Below are 15182 nucleotides of genomic sequence, written 5' to 3'. Positions count from 1 at the left end.
ACCCGCTCCTCGAGGCCGCGCACGACGGCGCGGAACCGCTCGACGACGGCGGTGCGCCAGTCGCCCGCCGACGCCGCGGCGTCCGCCGCCGCGCGCAACTGCGCCGCCGTGCGGGTGTCCTCGGTGTCGAGCACCTCGGCCGACCGCCGGGCCGCGCGCCCGAGCCGCACGGGCCCCGCGACGAGCCACGCGACGAGCAGCGCGACCACGACGACCAGCACGACGACGAGCCCGACCTGCGGGCCGGACAGCGGAGCGCTCGGCCAGTCGATCGCGGTCAAGCGCTCGATCAGCCAGTTGATCAGGCGCACGAGGAGGGACTCGCGCTCGGCGTACTCCGGCTTGGAGAGCTCGCCGGCGAGCCACTCGCGGGCGGTGTCCCGGTCGGGCACCACGGGCAGGTCGGCCCTCATGTCACTTGTCCGCCACGGCCGCAGCGGCCTGCAGCTGCACGTCCAGCCCCTCGCGTCGCATCCGGGTGTCGATGTAGAGCAGCGCGAGCACCCCGCCGGAGAAGAGCACGCTCAGCCCGCCGGTGACGATGTAGGTGATGCTGTAGCTCAGCGCGATGCCCGCGTCGTTGGCGGAGGCCAGGAACACGCCGAGCAGCAGACCGATCGGCACGGAGGCGACCTGGCCGATGATGCCGAGGATCAGCGCCGTGAGCAGGTAGATGCCCAGCACCCGCCAGAACGAGCCGCGGGTGAGCTTCCACCCGCGCGCCACCGTGGTCCAGAAGCCGCCACCCTCGACCGCGAGCGCCGGCGGCACGAGCAGCACGCGCGTGAACAGCCAGAACCCGCCGACCACGAGCGCCGCGAGCGCGACGAGCGCGCCGATCACGGCGAGCGTGGCGTCGACGAGCGCCAGGAGGACGACGACCCCGACGACGACCGCATACGCGACGAGGGCGACGAGGCCGCTCAGGAGCGCGAACCCGATGAGGTACCAGGCGCGCCGGCCGACCCGCCGCCAGGCCTCCCCCACGGTGATCTTGCGGCCGATGACCGACTCGCTCACGGAGACGGCCATGACGCCCATGGCGAGCGGGGTGGCGAGCGCGAGCAGCGTGCCGGTGCCGAGGAGCGAGCCGTAGGTGACGCCGAGGAGGTCCTGCGTGAAGCCGAGCTCCTGCGCGGCCGGGTCCTCCCCGATCTCCGCGAACAGACCGCCGAACAGGTCGCTGAACCAGGTGGTCAGCGGGATGCTGAGCAGCGTGCCGAGCGCGACGGCGGCGACGACGACGATGATCGTGAGGCCCAGCGTGACCCCGGGGTTGTGCCGGACGGCGCCGAACGCCCCGTCGTACAGCTCGCCCAGCGTGAGCGGGCGGAGCGGGACGATGCCGGGCTTGTCGGCGGGCGGGCGGTAGCCGGACGACTGGGCGGCGTACGGCGACTGTCCGTACTGGCTCTGGCCGTACTGGCTCTGCCCGTACTGCGGCGACCCGTACTGCGGCTGTCCGTACTGCGGCGGCCCCGCGGGCGCGCCGCCGGAGGTGGGCGGCTGCTGCGCCGACGGGTCGTACCCGGGCGCGTACTGCCCGTACCGCGGCGGCTCGCCCCAGCCGGTGGGCTGAGACCCGTCCGGCTGCGGAGGCGTCGGCTGCGCCGGCTGGTCGGGTGCGCTCTCGGGCGTCGTCATGGGGCGTGCTCCGGGGGTCGTCTCGTGTCGTTCCTGCGCCGCAACCCTAGTACGCGAGTCCGACATCGGTCCGCGTCCCGGGCGTGTGCTGCCGGGCTGTCACCCAGCTGTGACCACCGTGACCCCGCGCTCGTGCTCCGCGAGGTCACCGGTCGCGCCCGCCCGGGAGGCGCGGCCGCCCAGCACGTACACGTAGGCCCAGAACGCGGCGAGCACGAGGGCGCCGATGACGATCTTGAGCCACCAGTACAGGCCCGACCCGGTGACGAAACCCTCGACGAGGCCGGAGACGGCGAGCGCGACGACGAGACCGACGGCGGTGGTGATCAGCGCGCGTCCCTCGGCGGCGAGGGCGACGGTGCGCCGGAGGTGGCCGGGGTCGATCAGGGACCAGAAGAGCCGCAGTCCCGCCGCGCCCGCGACGAAGATGCAGGTCAGCTCGAGCAGGCCGTGCGGGGTGATGAGGGTGAGGAAGAGGTCCAGCTCGCCGTACGCCGCCATCATGCCGCCGATGGCGCCCACCTGGGCCGCGTTCTGGTAGAGGACCATCAGGGGGAAGAAGCCGGTGATGCCGCCCGCCACGGAGAGGGCGGCGATGCGGGCGTTGTTGGTCCACACCACGCCGGCGAACCCGATGCCCGGGTCGTAGTAGGACGCGAACGCCTCGTTCACGTACTGCTCCCGCTGCGCGGACGGCATGAGGGCGTCGAGCGCCTCCTCGGAGCTCGCGACGTGGACCCCCGCCACGACCGCGACGAGCAGGCAGGCCGCCGTCACCGCGTGCGTCCACCAGCGGATGCGGTAGAACGCGGCGGGCAGCGACACCACGGCGAACCGCACGACCTCGCGCCACGCGGGCTCGTGGGCGCCCGCGATCCGGGTCCGTGCCCGGTTCAGGACGTCGGACAGGCGGGTGACCAGGGCCGGGTCCGGGGCGGTCGACCGCACGGTGGACAGGTGGGTCGCGACGGACTGGTACAGACGCACGAGCTCGTCCGACTCCGCGCCGTCCAGGCGCCGCCGGGCCGAGAGCTCGCGCAGGCGGTCCCACTCCGCGGAGTGCACGGTGGTGAAGGCATCGATGTCCACGGCGGTAGTCTGCCGCACAGGACCATCGGACCGGGCGGAGGAACCGTGCAGGACGGCATCGTCATCGGCGAGGGCGTGGTGCTGGACGCGCGCCCCGCCTCGTTCATCACCCGCGCCATGGGCGCCCTCCTCGACTTCCTGATCCTGCTCGTCGTGGTCGTCGCCGCGCTGATCCTCGGGATCACCTGGTTCGCGGAGACCTTGGCGGTGAGCGAGGACGCCGCCGTCATCATCGTGTCGGTGCTCCTGGCCGTCGTCGTCGTCGGCGTGCCCGTCACGATCGAGACGCTGTCGCGCGGCCGCTCGGTCGGCAAGCTGGCGTGCGGCATCCGCGTGGTGCGCGACGACGGCGGACCGGTCCGGTTCCGGCACGCCCTGGTGCGCGCGCTCGTCGGCGTCTTCGAGCTCTGGTTCACCGTCGGCGGCGTCGCGGCGATCGCCTCCCTGGCCAACGCCAAGGGCAAGCGGCTCGGCGACCTGGCCGCCGGCACGTACGCGGTGCGGGTGCGCGGCGGTCGGCCGCCGTCGGCGCCCGTCGTCATGCCGCAGTCGCTCGAGGCGTGGGCGCGCACGGCCGACATGCGGCGTCTGCCCGACGGGCTGGCACTGGCCGCCCGCCAGCTCCTGGGCCGCGCGGCCCGTCTCGCACCCGAGTCGCGGGCCCAGCTCGCCGACGACCTCGCCGGGCGCATCGAGCCCTACGTCGCCCCCGGTCCCCCGCCGGGCACCCACCCGGAGGCGTTCCTGCACGCCGTGCTCTCCGCGCGCCGCGAGCGCGAGCTCGAGGCCGGTCTGCGCGAGCGGCGCCGCGCCGAGGAGCAGGCGGAGCTGCTGCACCGCCTGCCGTACGCCGTCGCGGACCCGCCGCGCTGAGCCGCGGCCCGCGTCAGGACCGCGGCTGCGGCAGCAGCCCCCGCGCGCGCACCGCGTGCCCGAACCGCCGCAGGCCGTCCTGCACCGCACGCCGCAGGCGGGCCGACGTCGGCCGCTCGACGCCGTAGTGGATCGCCACGGCCAGCGCGATGCTCAGGCCGCCCGCCGCGACGAGCGCGACCGTGCGCGTCGTCTCGTGGGCCAGGACGTCGATGACCGCGTACCCGAACTGGGTGTGCACCAGGTAGACCGGGTAGGTCAGCGCGCCGAAGGTGCCCAGCACGGCCGCGACGCGCCGGGACGGTGCCGTGCTGCGGCGCAGGGTCGTCGCCCAGACCGCGGCGACGGACAGCAGCAGGATGACGACGGTGACCGTGGGGTCGACGGTCACGCCCTGCAGGTCGGACGCGCGCCCGGCGGCGTCGAGGACCCGCAGCACGGACAGCGCCAGCGCGCCGGCGAGCAGCAGGCTCGTCGCGACGTCGAACCCGTCGCGGTAGGCGAGGAACAGCAGCATGCCCACGGAGAAGTACGGGGCGTAGTCCGGCACCAGCCACTCCGCGAGCCAGGCGGCTCCGAGCTCCTGGGCGGCCCACCCGGCCAGCGGCCACAGCGCGGCGAACGCGAGCACGCGGTGGCGGGTGAACGGGCCGAGGGCCAGCACCACGAGCACCAGCAGGTAGAACTTGAGCTCGACGAGCAGCGTCCAGAACACCACCTGGACCCCGGTGACCTCGAACAGGTCCTGGACCATCGTGAGGTTGACGAGCGTCTCGAACAGCGTGGTCTGCCGCCCGCCCGACCACACGCGCTGCAGGGCGACCGTGAGCACGATGCACGCCCAGTAGGCGGGGAACAGGCGGCCCACGCGCGAGGCGACGAACCCGGACACCCCGCGCCCGTCGGCGCTGAGCAGGATCACGAAGCCGGAGATCATGAAGAACAGCTCGACGCCGAGCCAGCCGTACCGGGTGACCTCGTTGAGCACGGGGAACGCCCGCTCCGGGACGGTGCCCCAGTAGCTCGTCACGGTCGAGGTGGCGGTGAAGTGGTAGAGCAGCACCGCCGCGGCGGCGCCGAACCGCAGGCCGTCCATGGCCACGAGACGGCCTGCGCCCTGCCTCGTGCGGCCTTTCGCGCGGCTTCTCGTGGAGTGAGGAGCGTCAGGAGCGCCGGGAGCGACAGGAGCGTCGGGGGTGGTGATCTCTGCGCGGGTCATCTCCCCCGAGCCTAGATCACGGAACGATAACGGTCAAAAAATCACCCGTTGTGCGGCAGTTCGCGAAGAAAGTCGGCCAACGCGCGCGCGACCTCGCCCGGCGCCTCGTAGTGCGCCAGGTGCCCCACCTCCGGGACGACGGCGAGGCGCGCCCGCGCGAACCGCCCCTCGAGCACGCGCTGTGTCGGGAGCGGGGCGACGTCGTCGTTCTCGGACGCGACCAGGAGCGTGGGTGTGCCGACCGCGGGCGCGAAACCCGACACGTCCGTGCCGACCGAGGCGTGGAACGCCTCCAGCAGCGTGCGCCGGTCCGCGAAGCCCGAGAAGTACCGGTCGTGCTCGGCGTGGATCCAGCGGCGCAGCGCCGCGTCGCGCGTCGTGACCATCGCGGTGCTCGCCACGCGCGTGAACACCGGGTGCCGCAGCAGTCCGGTGCCGACCGCCTCCGGCAGCGCGGCGGCCAGGCGGTGCACGCCCACGGTGACGGCGCTCAGCGCGCGCCGCGGGCCGTCGAGCGGCGCCGCGGCGATCGGGTTGACGAGGGCCAGCCCGCGCAGGGCGGGTCCGGCGGGCCCCGCGGCCGTGGCCGCCGCGACGATCGACCCGAACGAGTGGCCTGCGAGCACCGCGTCGCCCTCCGGCGCGACGGCCGCCAGCAGGTCGGCGGCCCAGCCCGCGTACCCGGCGACGTCGTGCACCGCGTGCGGGAAGGGCGCGGACGCGCCGAAGCCCGGCAGGTCGGGCACCACCACCCGCACGTCAGGACGCTCACGCACCAGGTGCGCCACGATCGGCTCCAGGCCGTGGTGGTCGCCCCGCAGGCCGTGCAGGAACACCAGGGGGTGCGACGCGCCCGGGTCGCCGTACACGCGCACGTGGGTGTGCGCGCCGCGGACCTCGCGGTCCTCGACGCGCACGGGCGTGCCGGCGACGAGGGCCGCGTAGGGGACGGGCGCCGGGGCGGCGGGGGCGGTGGGTGTGCTCACGGTGCCGACCCTAGGCACGCGCGCGGCCCGTGCGGCACCCCCCTGGCGACCGATCCGCCGAAGATGGGGGTAAACCCCCAGTCGATTCCGGGGGCACACCTCATGGCGGCGGCACAGGGGCTCCGCCAGGGTGGTCCTATGCACGGACCCGTCGAGTCGTCCCGGACCACCGAGAGGTACAGCACAGTGAACTTGCCCGGTTCTCCCCGCACGATCCTGATCGGCGCCGACACGTACCCGCCGGCCGTCAACGGTGCCGCGCGGTTCGCCGGCAGCCTGGCCACCGGTCTGGCCCGCCGCGGCTACGAGGTGCACGTCGTCGCCCCGTCGCCGCACGGCGCCCCCGTGCGGGAGGTGCGCGACGGCGTCGTGCTGCACGGCCTGCGCTCGCACCGTTACCCGTCGCACGACAACCTGCAGATCTGCTCCCCCTGGGAGACCCGGCGCGGCGTCACCGAGATCCTCGACGAGGTGCGGCCGGGGATCGTCCACACCAACGGCAGCTTCATCGTCGGCCGCGCGCTGGTCGAGGCGGCGCACCGCCGCGACCTGCCCGTCGTCGCCACCAACCACCTCATGCCGGAGAACCTGGTCGGCTACCTGCTCGTGCCCCGCGCGTGGCACGGCACCGTGGGCCGGTGGCTCTGGCAGGACATCGGCCGCGTCTACGCCAAGGCCGACGTCGTCACGGCGCCGACGCCGCGCGCGGTCGAGCTGCTGGCCCGGCACGCCGGCCTGACCGACGCCCTCCCGGTGTCCAACGGCATCGACACCGACCGGTACACGAGCACCGTCCGGCCCGACACCGCCGAGCCGACCGTGCTGTTCGTGGGACGGCTCGACCAGGAGAAGCGGGTCGACGAGCTCATCAAGGCGTTCGCGCTGCTCCCCGCCGAGGTGCCCGGCCGCCTGGAGATCGTCGGCACCGGGACCAAGGCCGACGAGCTGCGCGCGCTCGCGGCGTCGACCGGCGCCGCCGACCGCATCCACCTGCGCGGCTTCGTGCCCGACGACGCGCTGCTGAGCGCCTACCGGGACGCCGACGTCTTCTGCATGCCGGGCGTGGCGGAGCTGCAGAGCCTCGTCACCCTCGAGGCGATGTCGTCGGGGCTGCCGGTCGTCGCGGCCGACGCGATGGCGCTGCCGCACCTCGTGCGCCCGGGCGTCAACGGCTGGCTCTACACGCCGGGCGACGTCCGCGAGCTCGCCAACCGGCTGGGCGACCTCCTGACCGATGCGGGCCTGCGCCGCCGGATGGGCGCGGCGAGCCGCGAGCTGGTCGAGGCGCACGCCGTGGACGGCACGCTCGACGCGTTCGAGGCGATCTACGACAAGGCGCGTGCGATGCACGGCGTCGCGGCGACCGTCTGACCGGCCGAGCGCCCCCGCACGGAGCGGGGGCGTCCGGCCGGGAGACGGCCGGGCGGCCGGACCGGGCGCGCGGTGTCAGCCCCCGAACAGCGGGGACACGGCCTTGACCAGCTCGTTGCCGCCCAGCACGAGGAACATCGCCGCCACGAGCACCAGCACGACGTTGACCCACCACCGGTTGCGCCACCGCTCGGGCACCGCGCGCGAGTTCATGAGGAACAGCAGCGTGAGCGCGAGGAACGGCATGAACAGCGAGCCGAGCGCGCCGTAGATCACGACGAGCAGGATCGGCCGGTCGAGGAACAGCAGCGCCATCGGCGGGAACGTCAGCCACAGGATGTACCAGCGGTAGTAGGTGCCGCCGGCGCCCCGGCGCCGGTCCCCCGCGGGCACGTTGCGCGTCGTGGCCAGGAAGTCGGCGAACATGAGCGACACGCCGTGCCAGACGCCGATCACCGACGAGAACGTCGCCGCGAAGAAGCCGACGAGGAACAGCGGCGCCATGAACGCGCCGTACCGCTGCGCGAGCACGTCGGCGACGTCGACGAGGCCCTGCTCGCCGTCGGCCACCGCGAGGCCGGCCGAGTACAGGAGCTCGGCGCCGACGATCAGCATGGAGATCACGAAGATGCCCGACATGACGTACGCCCACGCGTTGTCGAGCCGCATGACCCGCATCCACCGGGGCGTGCTCCACCCCTTCTCGGTGAGCCAGTAGCCGTACGCGGCCAGCGTGATGGTGCCGCCGACCCCGCCGGCGAGGCCGAGCGTGTTGAGCACGGCGCCGTCCGGGATGATCGGCACGAGACCCGCGGCGACCTCGGCGAGGTTCGGCATGGTCAGCACCGCGGAGCCCACGACGGTCACGAACATGACGCCGATGAGGACCGCCATGACGTTCTCGAACGGCTTGTACCTGCCGAACCAGACGAGCAGCAGGCCCGCGACGCCCGCGATCATCGCCCAGTACCGCACGTCGAGCCACGGCATCAGCCCGTTGAGCGCGAGCCCGACGCCGGACATCGCCGCCGCGCCGTAGCTGAAGCCCCACACCACCACGTAGACGCCGAAGTACACGACCGCCCACAGCCCGAGCGACTTCCAGCCGTCGAAGATGGTGCGCCCGGTCGCCAGGGTCCAGCGGCCGGCGCCCTCGACGAGCGCGATCTTCACGACGACGCCGAGCACCACCGCCCACAGCAGCGCGTACCCGTAGTTGCTGCCCGCGACCATGGTGGCGACGAGGTCACCGGCACCGATGCCGGTGGCCGCGACGACGAGACCGGGGCCGATGATCCGCCAGCGGGGCTGTTCGACCGCCTCGTCGCGCGGGTCCCCCTGGCGCAAAGTGACATCGTTGTCCTTTTCCATGGCGTGACTCTACCGAGCCGATTCACCCGCTCGGAAGGTCCGGACCGCACGCAGACAAGACTGCTCGGGGATGGTTGTATGCAACCCCACCCACCATCAACCGTCAGGGAGCTCATGACGTCCTTCACCCCGCCCCCCGCCCACCCGACCCGGCCCGACCTCACGGGGACGTTCGGCATGGTGGGCTCCACGCACTGGATCGCCACCGCGAGCGCCCAGGCCGTGCTCGAGCGCGGCGGCAACGCGTTCGACGCCGCCGTCGCCGGCGCCTTCGTGCTGCACGTCGTGGAGCCACACCTCAACGGGCCGGGCGGCGACATGACCGGGGTGTTCGTCACGGCGCGGGAGCCGGGCCGGCCGCGTGTGCTCATGGGCCAGGGGCCGGCGCCGGCCGGGGCCACGATCGAGCACTACCGGGCGGAGGGGCTGGACCTGGTGCCGGGGTCGGGCGCGCTGGCGGCCGCCGTCCCGGGCAGCGTGGACGCGTGGCTGCTGCTCCTGCGGGACCACGGCACGTGGGACCTGGCGGACGTGCTGGCGTACGCGATCGGGTACGCGCGCGACGGGCACCCGCTGCTGGGGCGCGTCGCGGGCACGCTCGAGGCGGTGGCCGACCTGTTCCGCGACCACTGGCCGACGTCGGCGGCGCTGTGGCTGCCCGACGGCGAGGTGCCCGCGCCGGGCACGCTGGTCACCAACCCCCGGTACGCCGACCTGCTCGACGAGATCGTGGCCGCCGGTGCGGACGCACCCGACCGGCAGGCGGCGATCGACCGGTCGCGCGCGGTGTGGCGCGAGCGGGTCGGCGCGGCCGTCGAGGAGTTCGTGGCCACGCCGCACCGGCACGCGGACGGCGGCGACCACGCGGGCGTCATGACGGCGGCCGACGTCGCGGGCTTCGAGGCCTCGTACGAGGAGGCGACGACCGTGACGTTCCGCGGGTTCACGGTCGCCAAGACGGGGGCGTGGGGCCAGGGGCCCGCCCTGCTGTCCGCGCTCAAGATCCTGGAGGGGTTCGACGACGAGCGGCTCGACCCCTCCACCGAGCTCGGCGCGCACACCGTGCTCGAGGCCCAGAAGCTCGCCCTGGCCGACCGCGACGTCTGGTTCGGCGACGCCGACGACGTGCCGCTCGACCACCTGCTGGGCGACGCGTACGCGGCCGCGCGCCGCGCGCTCGTCGGGAACACGGCGAGCCACGAGGTGCGCCCGGGCGACGTGCCGGGCCGGACGACACCGCCCGTGCCGGTGCTGCGCACGCACTACGCCTCCGACGTGCCCGCCGGCGCGCTGCCCGGCGCCCCGACGGGCGGTCCGGCCGCCGGTGTCGGCGAGCCGACGGTCCAGGTCGGCCTGCAGGTCGGCCCCGACTCGCCCGAGCGCACCGGGGCGGCGCGGGGCGACACGTGCCACATCGACGTCGTCGACCGCTGGGGCAACATGGTCTCGGCGACACCGTCGGGCGGGTGGCTGCAGTCGTCCCCCACGGTGCCGGACCTGGGCTTCTGCCTCGGCACGCGGCTGCAGATGACGTGGCTCGACGAGGCCTCGCCGTCGGCGCTGAGGCCCGGGCGGCGGCCGCGCACCACCCTGACGCCCACGCTCGTGCTGCGCGACGGCGAGCCGGTGCTCGCGCTCGGCTCGCCGGGCGGCGACCAGCAGGACCAGTGGCAGCTGCTCTTCCTGCTGCGCGTGCTGGTGGGCGGGTACACGCCGCAGCAGGCGATCGACGCGCCCGCGCTGCACTCGACCTCGTTCCCGGGGTCGTTCTGGCCGCGCACGTGGACGCCCGGCGGCGCCGTCGTCGAGGACCGGCTGGGCGACGACGTCATCGCGGGCCTCGAGCGCCGCGGCCACGTCGTGACGCGCGCGGGCGACTGGGCGCTCGGCCGGCTGTCCGCCGTCACGCGCGACCCGGCCACCGGGCTGCTGGGCGCGGCCGCCAACCCGCGGGGAGCGCAGGGCTACGCCGCCGGCCGCTGAGGCGCGCGGGCCGGCGGCACCCGCGCGGCCGGGCCGCGGCCGCCCTGCGGGCCCGGGAGAGCGAGAGGTTCGTCGACTCCCGCCCGCACGTCAGAACGCCCGGTGGGTCCAGCGGCCCGCCAGGAGCGTGCCCGCGACCGGAACGGTGCGAAGGTCCACCGCCGCGTCGAGGGGGTCGGCGTCCACGACCACGAGGTCGGCCGGCGCGCCCGCCACCGGGACGAGGCCCCGCCCGTCGGTCGAGGCGGCCAGCGCCGTCGCCGCGTCGATCCGCTGCTCGGGGTGCCACGGCGGGCGACCGTCCCCCGTCCGGTGCACGGCGGCCGCGGCGGCGCGCCAGGGGTCGAGCGGCGCGACGGGCGCGTCCGAGCCGAGCGTGAGGCGCGCCCCCGCGGCGGTCAGCGCCGCGAAGGGGAAGGCCCGGCCGGTCCGCCCGGCCCAGTGGTGGTCCGCGACGTCGCGGTCGTCCAGGGCGTGCTCGGGCTGCACGGACGCGACGACGCCGAGCGCGGCGAACCGCGGCACGTCCGCGTCGTGCAGGAGCTGCGCGTGCTCGACGGAGCCGCGCGCGCCGGTCGCCGCGAACGCGTCGAGCGCGAGCGTGTTGGCCTGGTCGCCGATCGCGTGGATCGCACAGCGCAGGCCGCCCGCGTGCGCCCGGCCCATCAGCGGGACGAGCTCGTCCGGCGGGACGGTGAGGATGCCGCGCGCCTCGGGCCCGTCCAGGCCGGGGTACGGCTCGTGGCAGTAGGCCGTGCGCGTGTTGAGCGAGCCGTCGGTGACCACCTTGAACGGCCCCTGCTCGAGGAGACCGCCCGTGCCGGGCAGCACGTCGCCCGTGCGCAGGCCCGCCGCCAGGACGTCGTCGAGCCACGGCGTCCACACCCCCGCCCGCACGCGGAGGGCGTCGAACCCCGCGGCGAACCGACGGCGCCAGGCCGTGAGCGTGTCGGTGATCTCCAGGTCGACGACGCCGACGACGCCGCGGGCCGCTGCCGCCGCCGCGGCCTCGGCGACCCAGGCGTCGGCGAGGTGGTCGGGCACGCGGTCGACGACGGCGGACAGCGGCATCCACTCGGCCTCCCGCAGCACCCCGGTGGGGTGCTCGGCGACGCCGACGAACCGCAGGCCCGCCGTGCTCAGCCACGCGCAGTGCAGGTCCCCGGAGACGAGCACGACCGGGACCGTCCCCGCGACGGCGTCGAGCAGCCCCGCCGTCGGGGTGTCGGGCCAGAGGGCGTCGCGGAAGCCGAAGCCGACGAGCGCGGTGCCCGGCTCCGGAGGGTCGGCGTCGAGCCGCGCCCGGACCAGGGCGACCGCCTCGGCCGCCGACCGTGCACAGGACAGGTCCAGCCGGCGCCGCACGAGCGCCCACTGCGTGAGGTGCACGTGCGCGTCCCAGAGCCCCGGCAGCACCATGCGCCCACCGAGGTCGACCCGCTCGACCACCGCGCCGTCTCCCCGAGACCGGCCCGAGGCCCCGGCGGGCACGACCCGCTCCACGCTCCCACCCCGCACCACCAGATCCACGAGCCGACCGCTGCCGCCGTCCGCCCGACGGACCCCGCCCCCGGCGAGTGCAGAGTTGTCGACGTCGGCGCCGCCCGCCCGCGGACCACGGTCTGCACTCGACGGCCGCGGGGCGAGGAAGTCTGCACCCGACGAGGGCAGGAGGCGCGCGTTCGTCAGGAGGAGGGACCGCGTCACGGGGCGGTCCCCGGGCGGCGGCCGAGCTCGGCGCGGACCTCGGCCGCGAGCGCCGGCTGCGCGTAGTGGGGGTCGGACCCCAGGGCGGCGACCACGCGCTCGACGACGGCGCGCGGCTTGTCCTGGCTCAGCTTCGCCTTGCCCTGCCACCGGGCCACGCGCAGGCGGAACCCCGCGGCACCCGGCGCGATGCGGTGGGCGTACTCCGCGACGTCCGGCAGGCGGACGGGCTCCGGCATGACCGACTCGTAGCGGTCCACGGTGTCGGACAGCACGGCGTACGTGTCCTCGGCGTCGAGCAGCTCGACCGTGCACCACAGGTGCACCGCGACGTAGTCCCAGGTGGGGACGGCGGGCGTCATCGCGTACCAGCCCGGCGACACGTACCCGTGGGGCCCCTGCACGATCAGCAGCGACTCGCGCCCGCTGTCGAGCGCGTGCAGCACCTCGTCGGGCCTGCCCACGTGGCTGAGCAGGCTCATCGGCTCGCCCGGGGGCGTGTCCTCCAGCAGCACCGGCAGGTGGGAGGCGACGGGTGCGCCGTCGTCGGCCACGGAGACGAGGGTCGCCCAGCCGTTGCGGCGGACGACGTCGCGCACGCGTGCCTCGTCCCGGATCTCGTAGTCGCTCGTGTGGATCACCCGAGCATCATCACAGGGCCGCACGGTGCGGGGAACCACCGCGGGCACCGGTACCCTCTGCTGCGATGACCAGCACGCGGCACGACCCCGGACCCGACCAGCTCAAGGGCATCCTCATGGTGCTCGTGATCTTCGGGCACACGTTCTGGCAGGGCGTCGGCGACTCGTGGGTCAAGTGGATGATCTACGGCTTCCACATGCCGGTGTTCCTGTTCCTGTCCGGGTACATGATCTCCATGGCCCGGTTCGGCACGCGCCCGTGGGGCGACCTGCTGCGCCACTACTGGCGGCGCATGCTCGCGGCCTGGCTCGTGGTCAGCGTGCTGTGGCTCGTGGCCCAGGAGCCGGACGCGTTCGAGAGCGTGCGGACGTTCCTCGAGGTGCTGCTGCTGCGCCCGTCGTTCCACCTCTGGTACGTGCCGATGCTGTTCCTGAGCGTGCTGGTGCTGCGCCTGCTCGGCGTGCCGCTGGGCCGGTCGGCCGCGGCACGGGCCGGGCTCGGCGTCGCCGCCGTCGCGGGCGCGCTGCTGTTCCAGACCCCGCTCAAGGAGCTGGTGCCCGACGTCGTGCTCGACACCGTCGACGCGCGGTACGCCGGCTACTTCGTGTGGGTGCTGCTCGGCGTCGCGGTGCGCAACGGGTGGTTCCCCCGCGTGGGAGCCGGCTGGTACGTGCCGCTGATCGCGGTGGGTCTCGTCGCCCGGAGCTGGGTGTACACGTCGGAGGCCGCGGGCCCGTGGTCGAGCGCCGCCGCGTTCACCGTCCTCTCGGTCGGGGCCGCCCTCGCGGTGCCGGCGCTCCGCGACGCCCTGCGCACGACCCTGCCGGTGGTCGGCGCAGGCCTGCGCACGGTGGGGAAGCACTCGCTCTACGTGTACCTGCTGCACCCGTTCGTCACGGACGCCCTGGCCACGCCCGAGGTCGGCCCGCTGCGCTCCATGGCGCTCGGTGCCGCCGTGACCGTGGCGATCCTCGTGGCGAGCTGCGTCGTGGCCGCCGTCCTTGAGGGCATCGGGGCGCGGAGGCGCCGCGCCGCGAGCGAGCCGGCGGAGCGCGTCGGCGCCTGACCGGTGCGCCCGGGCGGGCGCCCCCGCTCAGTACGTCGGGTAGGCGTAGTAGAGGATCTGCGACTCCGGGACCCAGCGCTCGACGACCCCGCGGTACCCGGACGGCAGCGTGCCGCCTCCCCCGGTGTTGCCCTCGATCACCTTGATCCGCGAGCCGTCGACCTGCACCACGTACATCGTGTGCGACGCCTCCCCCGACGGGACGTACGACACGAACGCGAGCGCCCCGACGCGCGGGCTGGACCCCGTCGGCAGGGTGCGCCGCACGGCGTCGCGGTAGCCGGTCCAGGTCGTCGACCCGGGCACCCTGCTCGCGTGCCCGGCCGCCTTGAACGCCCACGCCTGGAACAGGCCGCACCACGGCGAGTTCGACCCGGCCCACGCGTTGTACTTGCTGTACCAGTCGTAGCGCGAGCCGTTGCCGCCGTCGTGGCGCACGCGGTAGCCCACCTGGGAGCGCGCGGCCGCGACCACCTCGCCGCGCACGCCCGTGAGCCCGGTGAGGGCGGTGTCGCCGTCGCCGTTGGCGTAGAGCACGCCGTGCTCGAACCGCTGCACGCACCCGGAGCGCGTCAGCCCGCACTGCGGGTCCATCACGGGTGCCCCGAGGCGTCCGGCCGGGCCCCCGAGGTCGCGGTACTCCGCCAGCACCCGCCCGTGCACCCACCAGGTGCGGACCTGGCCGGACCTGCTGACCTTGACGAGCAGCCCCTTCTCGTACGAGCGCGTGGTCACCGAGCGTCCGACCTGCCGCAGGCCGGACGTGGGGTCGCCGATGCCGTTGCCCATCTGGTGCGCGCGCGACGTCATCGTGCGGTCGGCCGAGGTGAAGCCCACGCCGATGCGCTGCGACCACGACGACTTCGTGGTGGACGAGCCGCGGTACAGCGCCCGGTACTGGTAGACGGCGCCCGCCCGGATCCGGACGCTGTACCGCCCTGCGCTGTTCGTGGTGTCCTGCCCGACCGTGCGCCAGCCCGCGGCGTCGTCCGGCCGCTTGCGCTGCACGACGACGGTGCGCCCCGGGGCGCGGTTGCCGCTGACCGTCAGGGCGCCGTACACCCAGAACGTCTCGCCCCTGCGCAGCCGTCGCTCGGTGACGCCGGCGGTCACGGAGCTCGTCCGGGCGGCCGTCACGACGGGGGCCGACGCCGGCTCGGTGCGCGCGCCGCCGTCCGCCCACGCGACGCCCGTGGCCGGGAGGGTCAGCGCCAGCGCGACCAGCCCGCCC

12 protein-coding genes and 1 pseudogene are annotated in these 15182 nt (G+C 74.8%); 4 read left to right on the top strand and 9 right to left on the bottom strand.

Going from position 1 to position 15182, the window contains the following annotated elements:
• The 3 genes and pseudogenes from HLB15_RS17760 to HLB15_RS17750 form a co-directional block, all read right to left on the bottom strand.
• Window positions 1-413, bottom strand: a pseudogene (locus HLB15_RS17760) (DUF4129 domain-containing protein); the annotation flags it as partial.
• A 1-nt stretch (window position 414) separates the two neighbouring features.
• Window positions 415-1644: a DUF7544 domain-containing protein gene (locus HLB15_RS17755; protein WP_171107081.1), complete on the bottom strand. Its 1230-nt coding sequence runs from the start codon at window positions 1642-1644 to the stop codon at window positions 415-417.
• 99 nt (window positions 1645-1743) lie between these two features.
• A complete protein-coding gene (locus HLB15_RS17750) occupies window positions 1744-2733 on the bottom strand; it encodes a stage II sporulation protein M (RefSeq protein WP_171107080.1) in 990 nt (329 codons plus the stop codon).
• Window positions 2734-2778: 45 nt separating this feature from the next.
• On the opposite strand from HLB15_RS17750, the gene HLB15_RS17745 reads away from it, so the two are divergent.
• Window positions 2779-3606, top strand: a complete 828-nt coding sequence (locus tag HLB15_RS17745; RefSeq protein ID WP_171107079.1) for an RDD family protein — start codon at window positions 2779-2781, stop codon at window positions 3604-3606.
• A 13-nt stretch (window positions 3607-3619) separates the two neighbouring features.
• Here HLB15_RS17745 and HLB15_RS17740 read toward each other — a convergent pair whose 3' ends face one another.
• Together HLB15_RS17740 and HLB15_RS17735 are read right to left on the bottom strand one after the other, a co-directional pair.
• A complete protein-coding gene (locus HLB15_RS17740) occupies window positions 3620-4702 on the bottom strand; it encodes an acyltransferase family protein (protein ID WP_229785435.1) in 1083 nt (360 codons plus the stop codon).
• 164 nt (window positions 4703-4866) lie between these two features.
• A complete protein-coding gene (locus tag HLB15_RS17735; RefSeq protein ID WP_171107077.1) occupies window positions 4867-5811 on the bottom strand; it encodes an alpha/beta fold hydrolase in 945 nt (314 codons plus the stop codon).
• Window positions 5812-6003: 192 nt separating this feature from the next.
• Between HLB15_RS17735 and HLB15_RS17730 the strand changes: the two genes are divergently transcribed.
• Window positions 6004-7182 (top strand): glycosyltransferase, encoded by a 1179-nt coding sequence (locus HLB15_RS17730; RefSeq protein WP_229785417.1) that lies wholly within the window; start codon window positions 6004-6006, stop codon window positions 7180-7182.
• Window positions 7183-7257: 75 nt separating this feature from the next.
• Here the strand turns inward: HLB15_RS17730 and HLB15_RS17725 are convergent, their stop codons facing one another.
• Window positions 7258-8553 carry an Nramp family divalent metal transporter gene (locus tag HLB15_RS17725; protein ID WP_229785419.1) on the bottom strand — a complete coding sequence of 432 codons (1296 nt, stop codon included), beginning with the start codon at window positions 8551-8553 and terminating at the stop codon, window positions 7258-7260.
• Window positions 8554-8667: 114 nt separating this feature from the next.
• On the opposite strand from HLB15_RS17725, the gene HLB15_RS17720 reads away from it, so the two are divergent.
• Entirely contained in the window at window positions 8668-10536 is a 1869-nt protein-coding gene (locus tag HLB15_RS17720; RefSeq protein ID WP_171107075.1) for a gamma-glutamyltransferase family protein, read from the top strand.
• 90 nt (window positions 10537-10626) lie between these two features.
• On the opposite strand, the gene HLB15_RS17715 is transcribed toward HLB15_RS17720, so the two are convergent.
• Window positions 10627-12066: an amidohydrolase gene (locus HLB15_RS17715; protein ID WP_373291104.1), complete on the bottom strand. Its 1440-nt coding sequence runs from the start codon at window positions 12064-12066 to the stop codon at window positions 10627-10629.
• Between the two features lie 173 nt (window positions 12067-12239).
• Window positions 12240-12884, bottom strand: coding sequence for an FMN-binding negative transcriptional regulator (locus tag HLB15_RS17710; protein WP_171107074.1), 645 nt, complete (start codon window positions 12882-12884; stop codon window positions 12240-12242).
• Window positions 12885-12949: 65 nt separating this feature from the next.
• Between HLB15_RS17710 and HLB15_RS17705 the strand changes: the two genes are divergently transcribed.
• Window positions 12950-13951, top strand: coding sequence for an acyltransferase family protein (locus tag HLB15_RS17705; protein WP_171107073.1), 1002 nt, complete (start codon window positions 12950-12952; stop codon window positions 13949-13951).
• Between the two features lie 27 nt (window positions 13952-13978).
• On the opposite strand, the gene HLB15_RS17700 is transcribed toward HLB15_RS17705, so the two are convergent.
• Window positions 13979-15182: CHAP domain-containing protein (locus HLB15_RS17700; RefSeq protein WP_171107072.1), on the bottom strand; the 1204-nt coding region annotated here is incomplete at its 5' end.

This window comes from Promicromonospora citrea (genome assembly GCF_013004695.1).
Taxonomy (GTDB): domain Bacteria; phylum Actinomycetota; class Actinomycetes; order Actinomycetales; family Cellulomonadaceae; genus Promicromonospora; species Promicromonospora citrea.
Note: the sequence above shows the minus strand (reverse complement) of the source record. Positions and strands in the feature narration are given on the sequence as shown.

Bases quoted from the DNA above. Each gene is read 5' to 3' on its own strand.
- HLB15_RS17755 (WP_171107081.1), bottom strand. From the start codon at position 1,644: ATGACGACGCCCGAGAGCGCACCCGACCAGCCGGCGCAGCCGACGCCT.
- HLB15_RS17740 (WP_229785435.1), bottom strand. From the start codon at position 4,702: ATGGACGGCCTGCGGTTCGGCGCCGCCGCGGCGGTGCTGCTCTACCAC.
- HLB15_RS17705 (WP_171107073.1), top strand. From the start codon at position 12,950: ATGACCAGCACGCGGCACGACCCCGGACCCGACCAGCTCAAGGGCATC.
- HLB15_RS17720 (WP_171107075.1), top strand. From the start codon at position 8,668: ATGACGTCCTTCACCCCGCCCCCCGCCCACCCGACCCGGCCCGACCTC.
- HLB15_RS17725 (WP_229785419.1), bottom strand. From the start codon at position 8,553: ATGGAAAAGGACAACGATGTCACTTTGCGCCAGGGGGACCCGCGCGAC.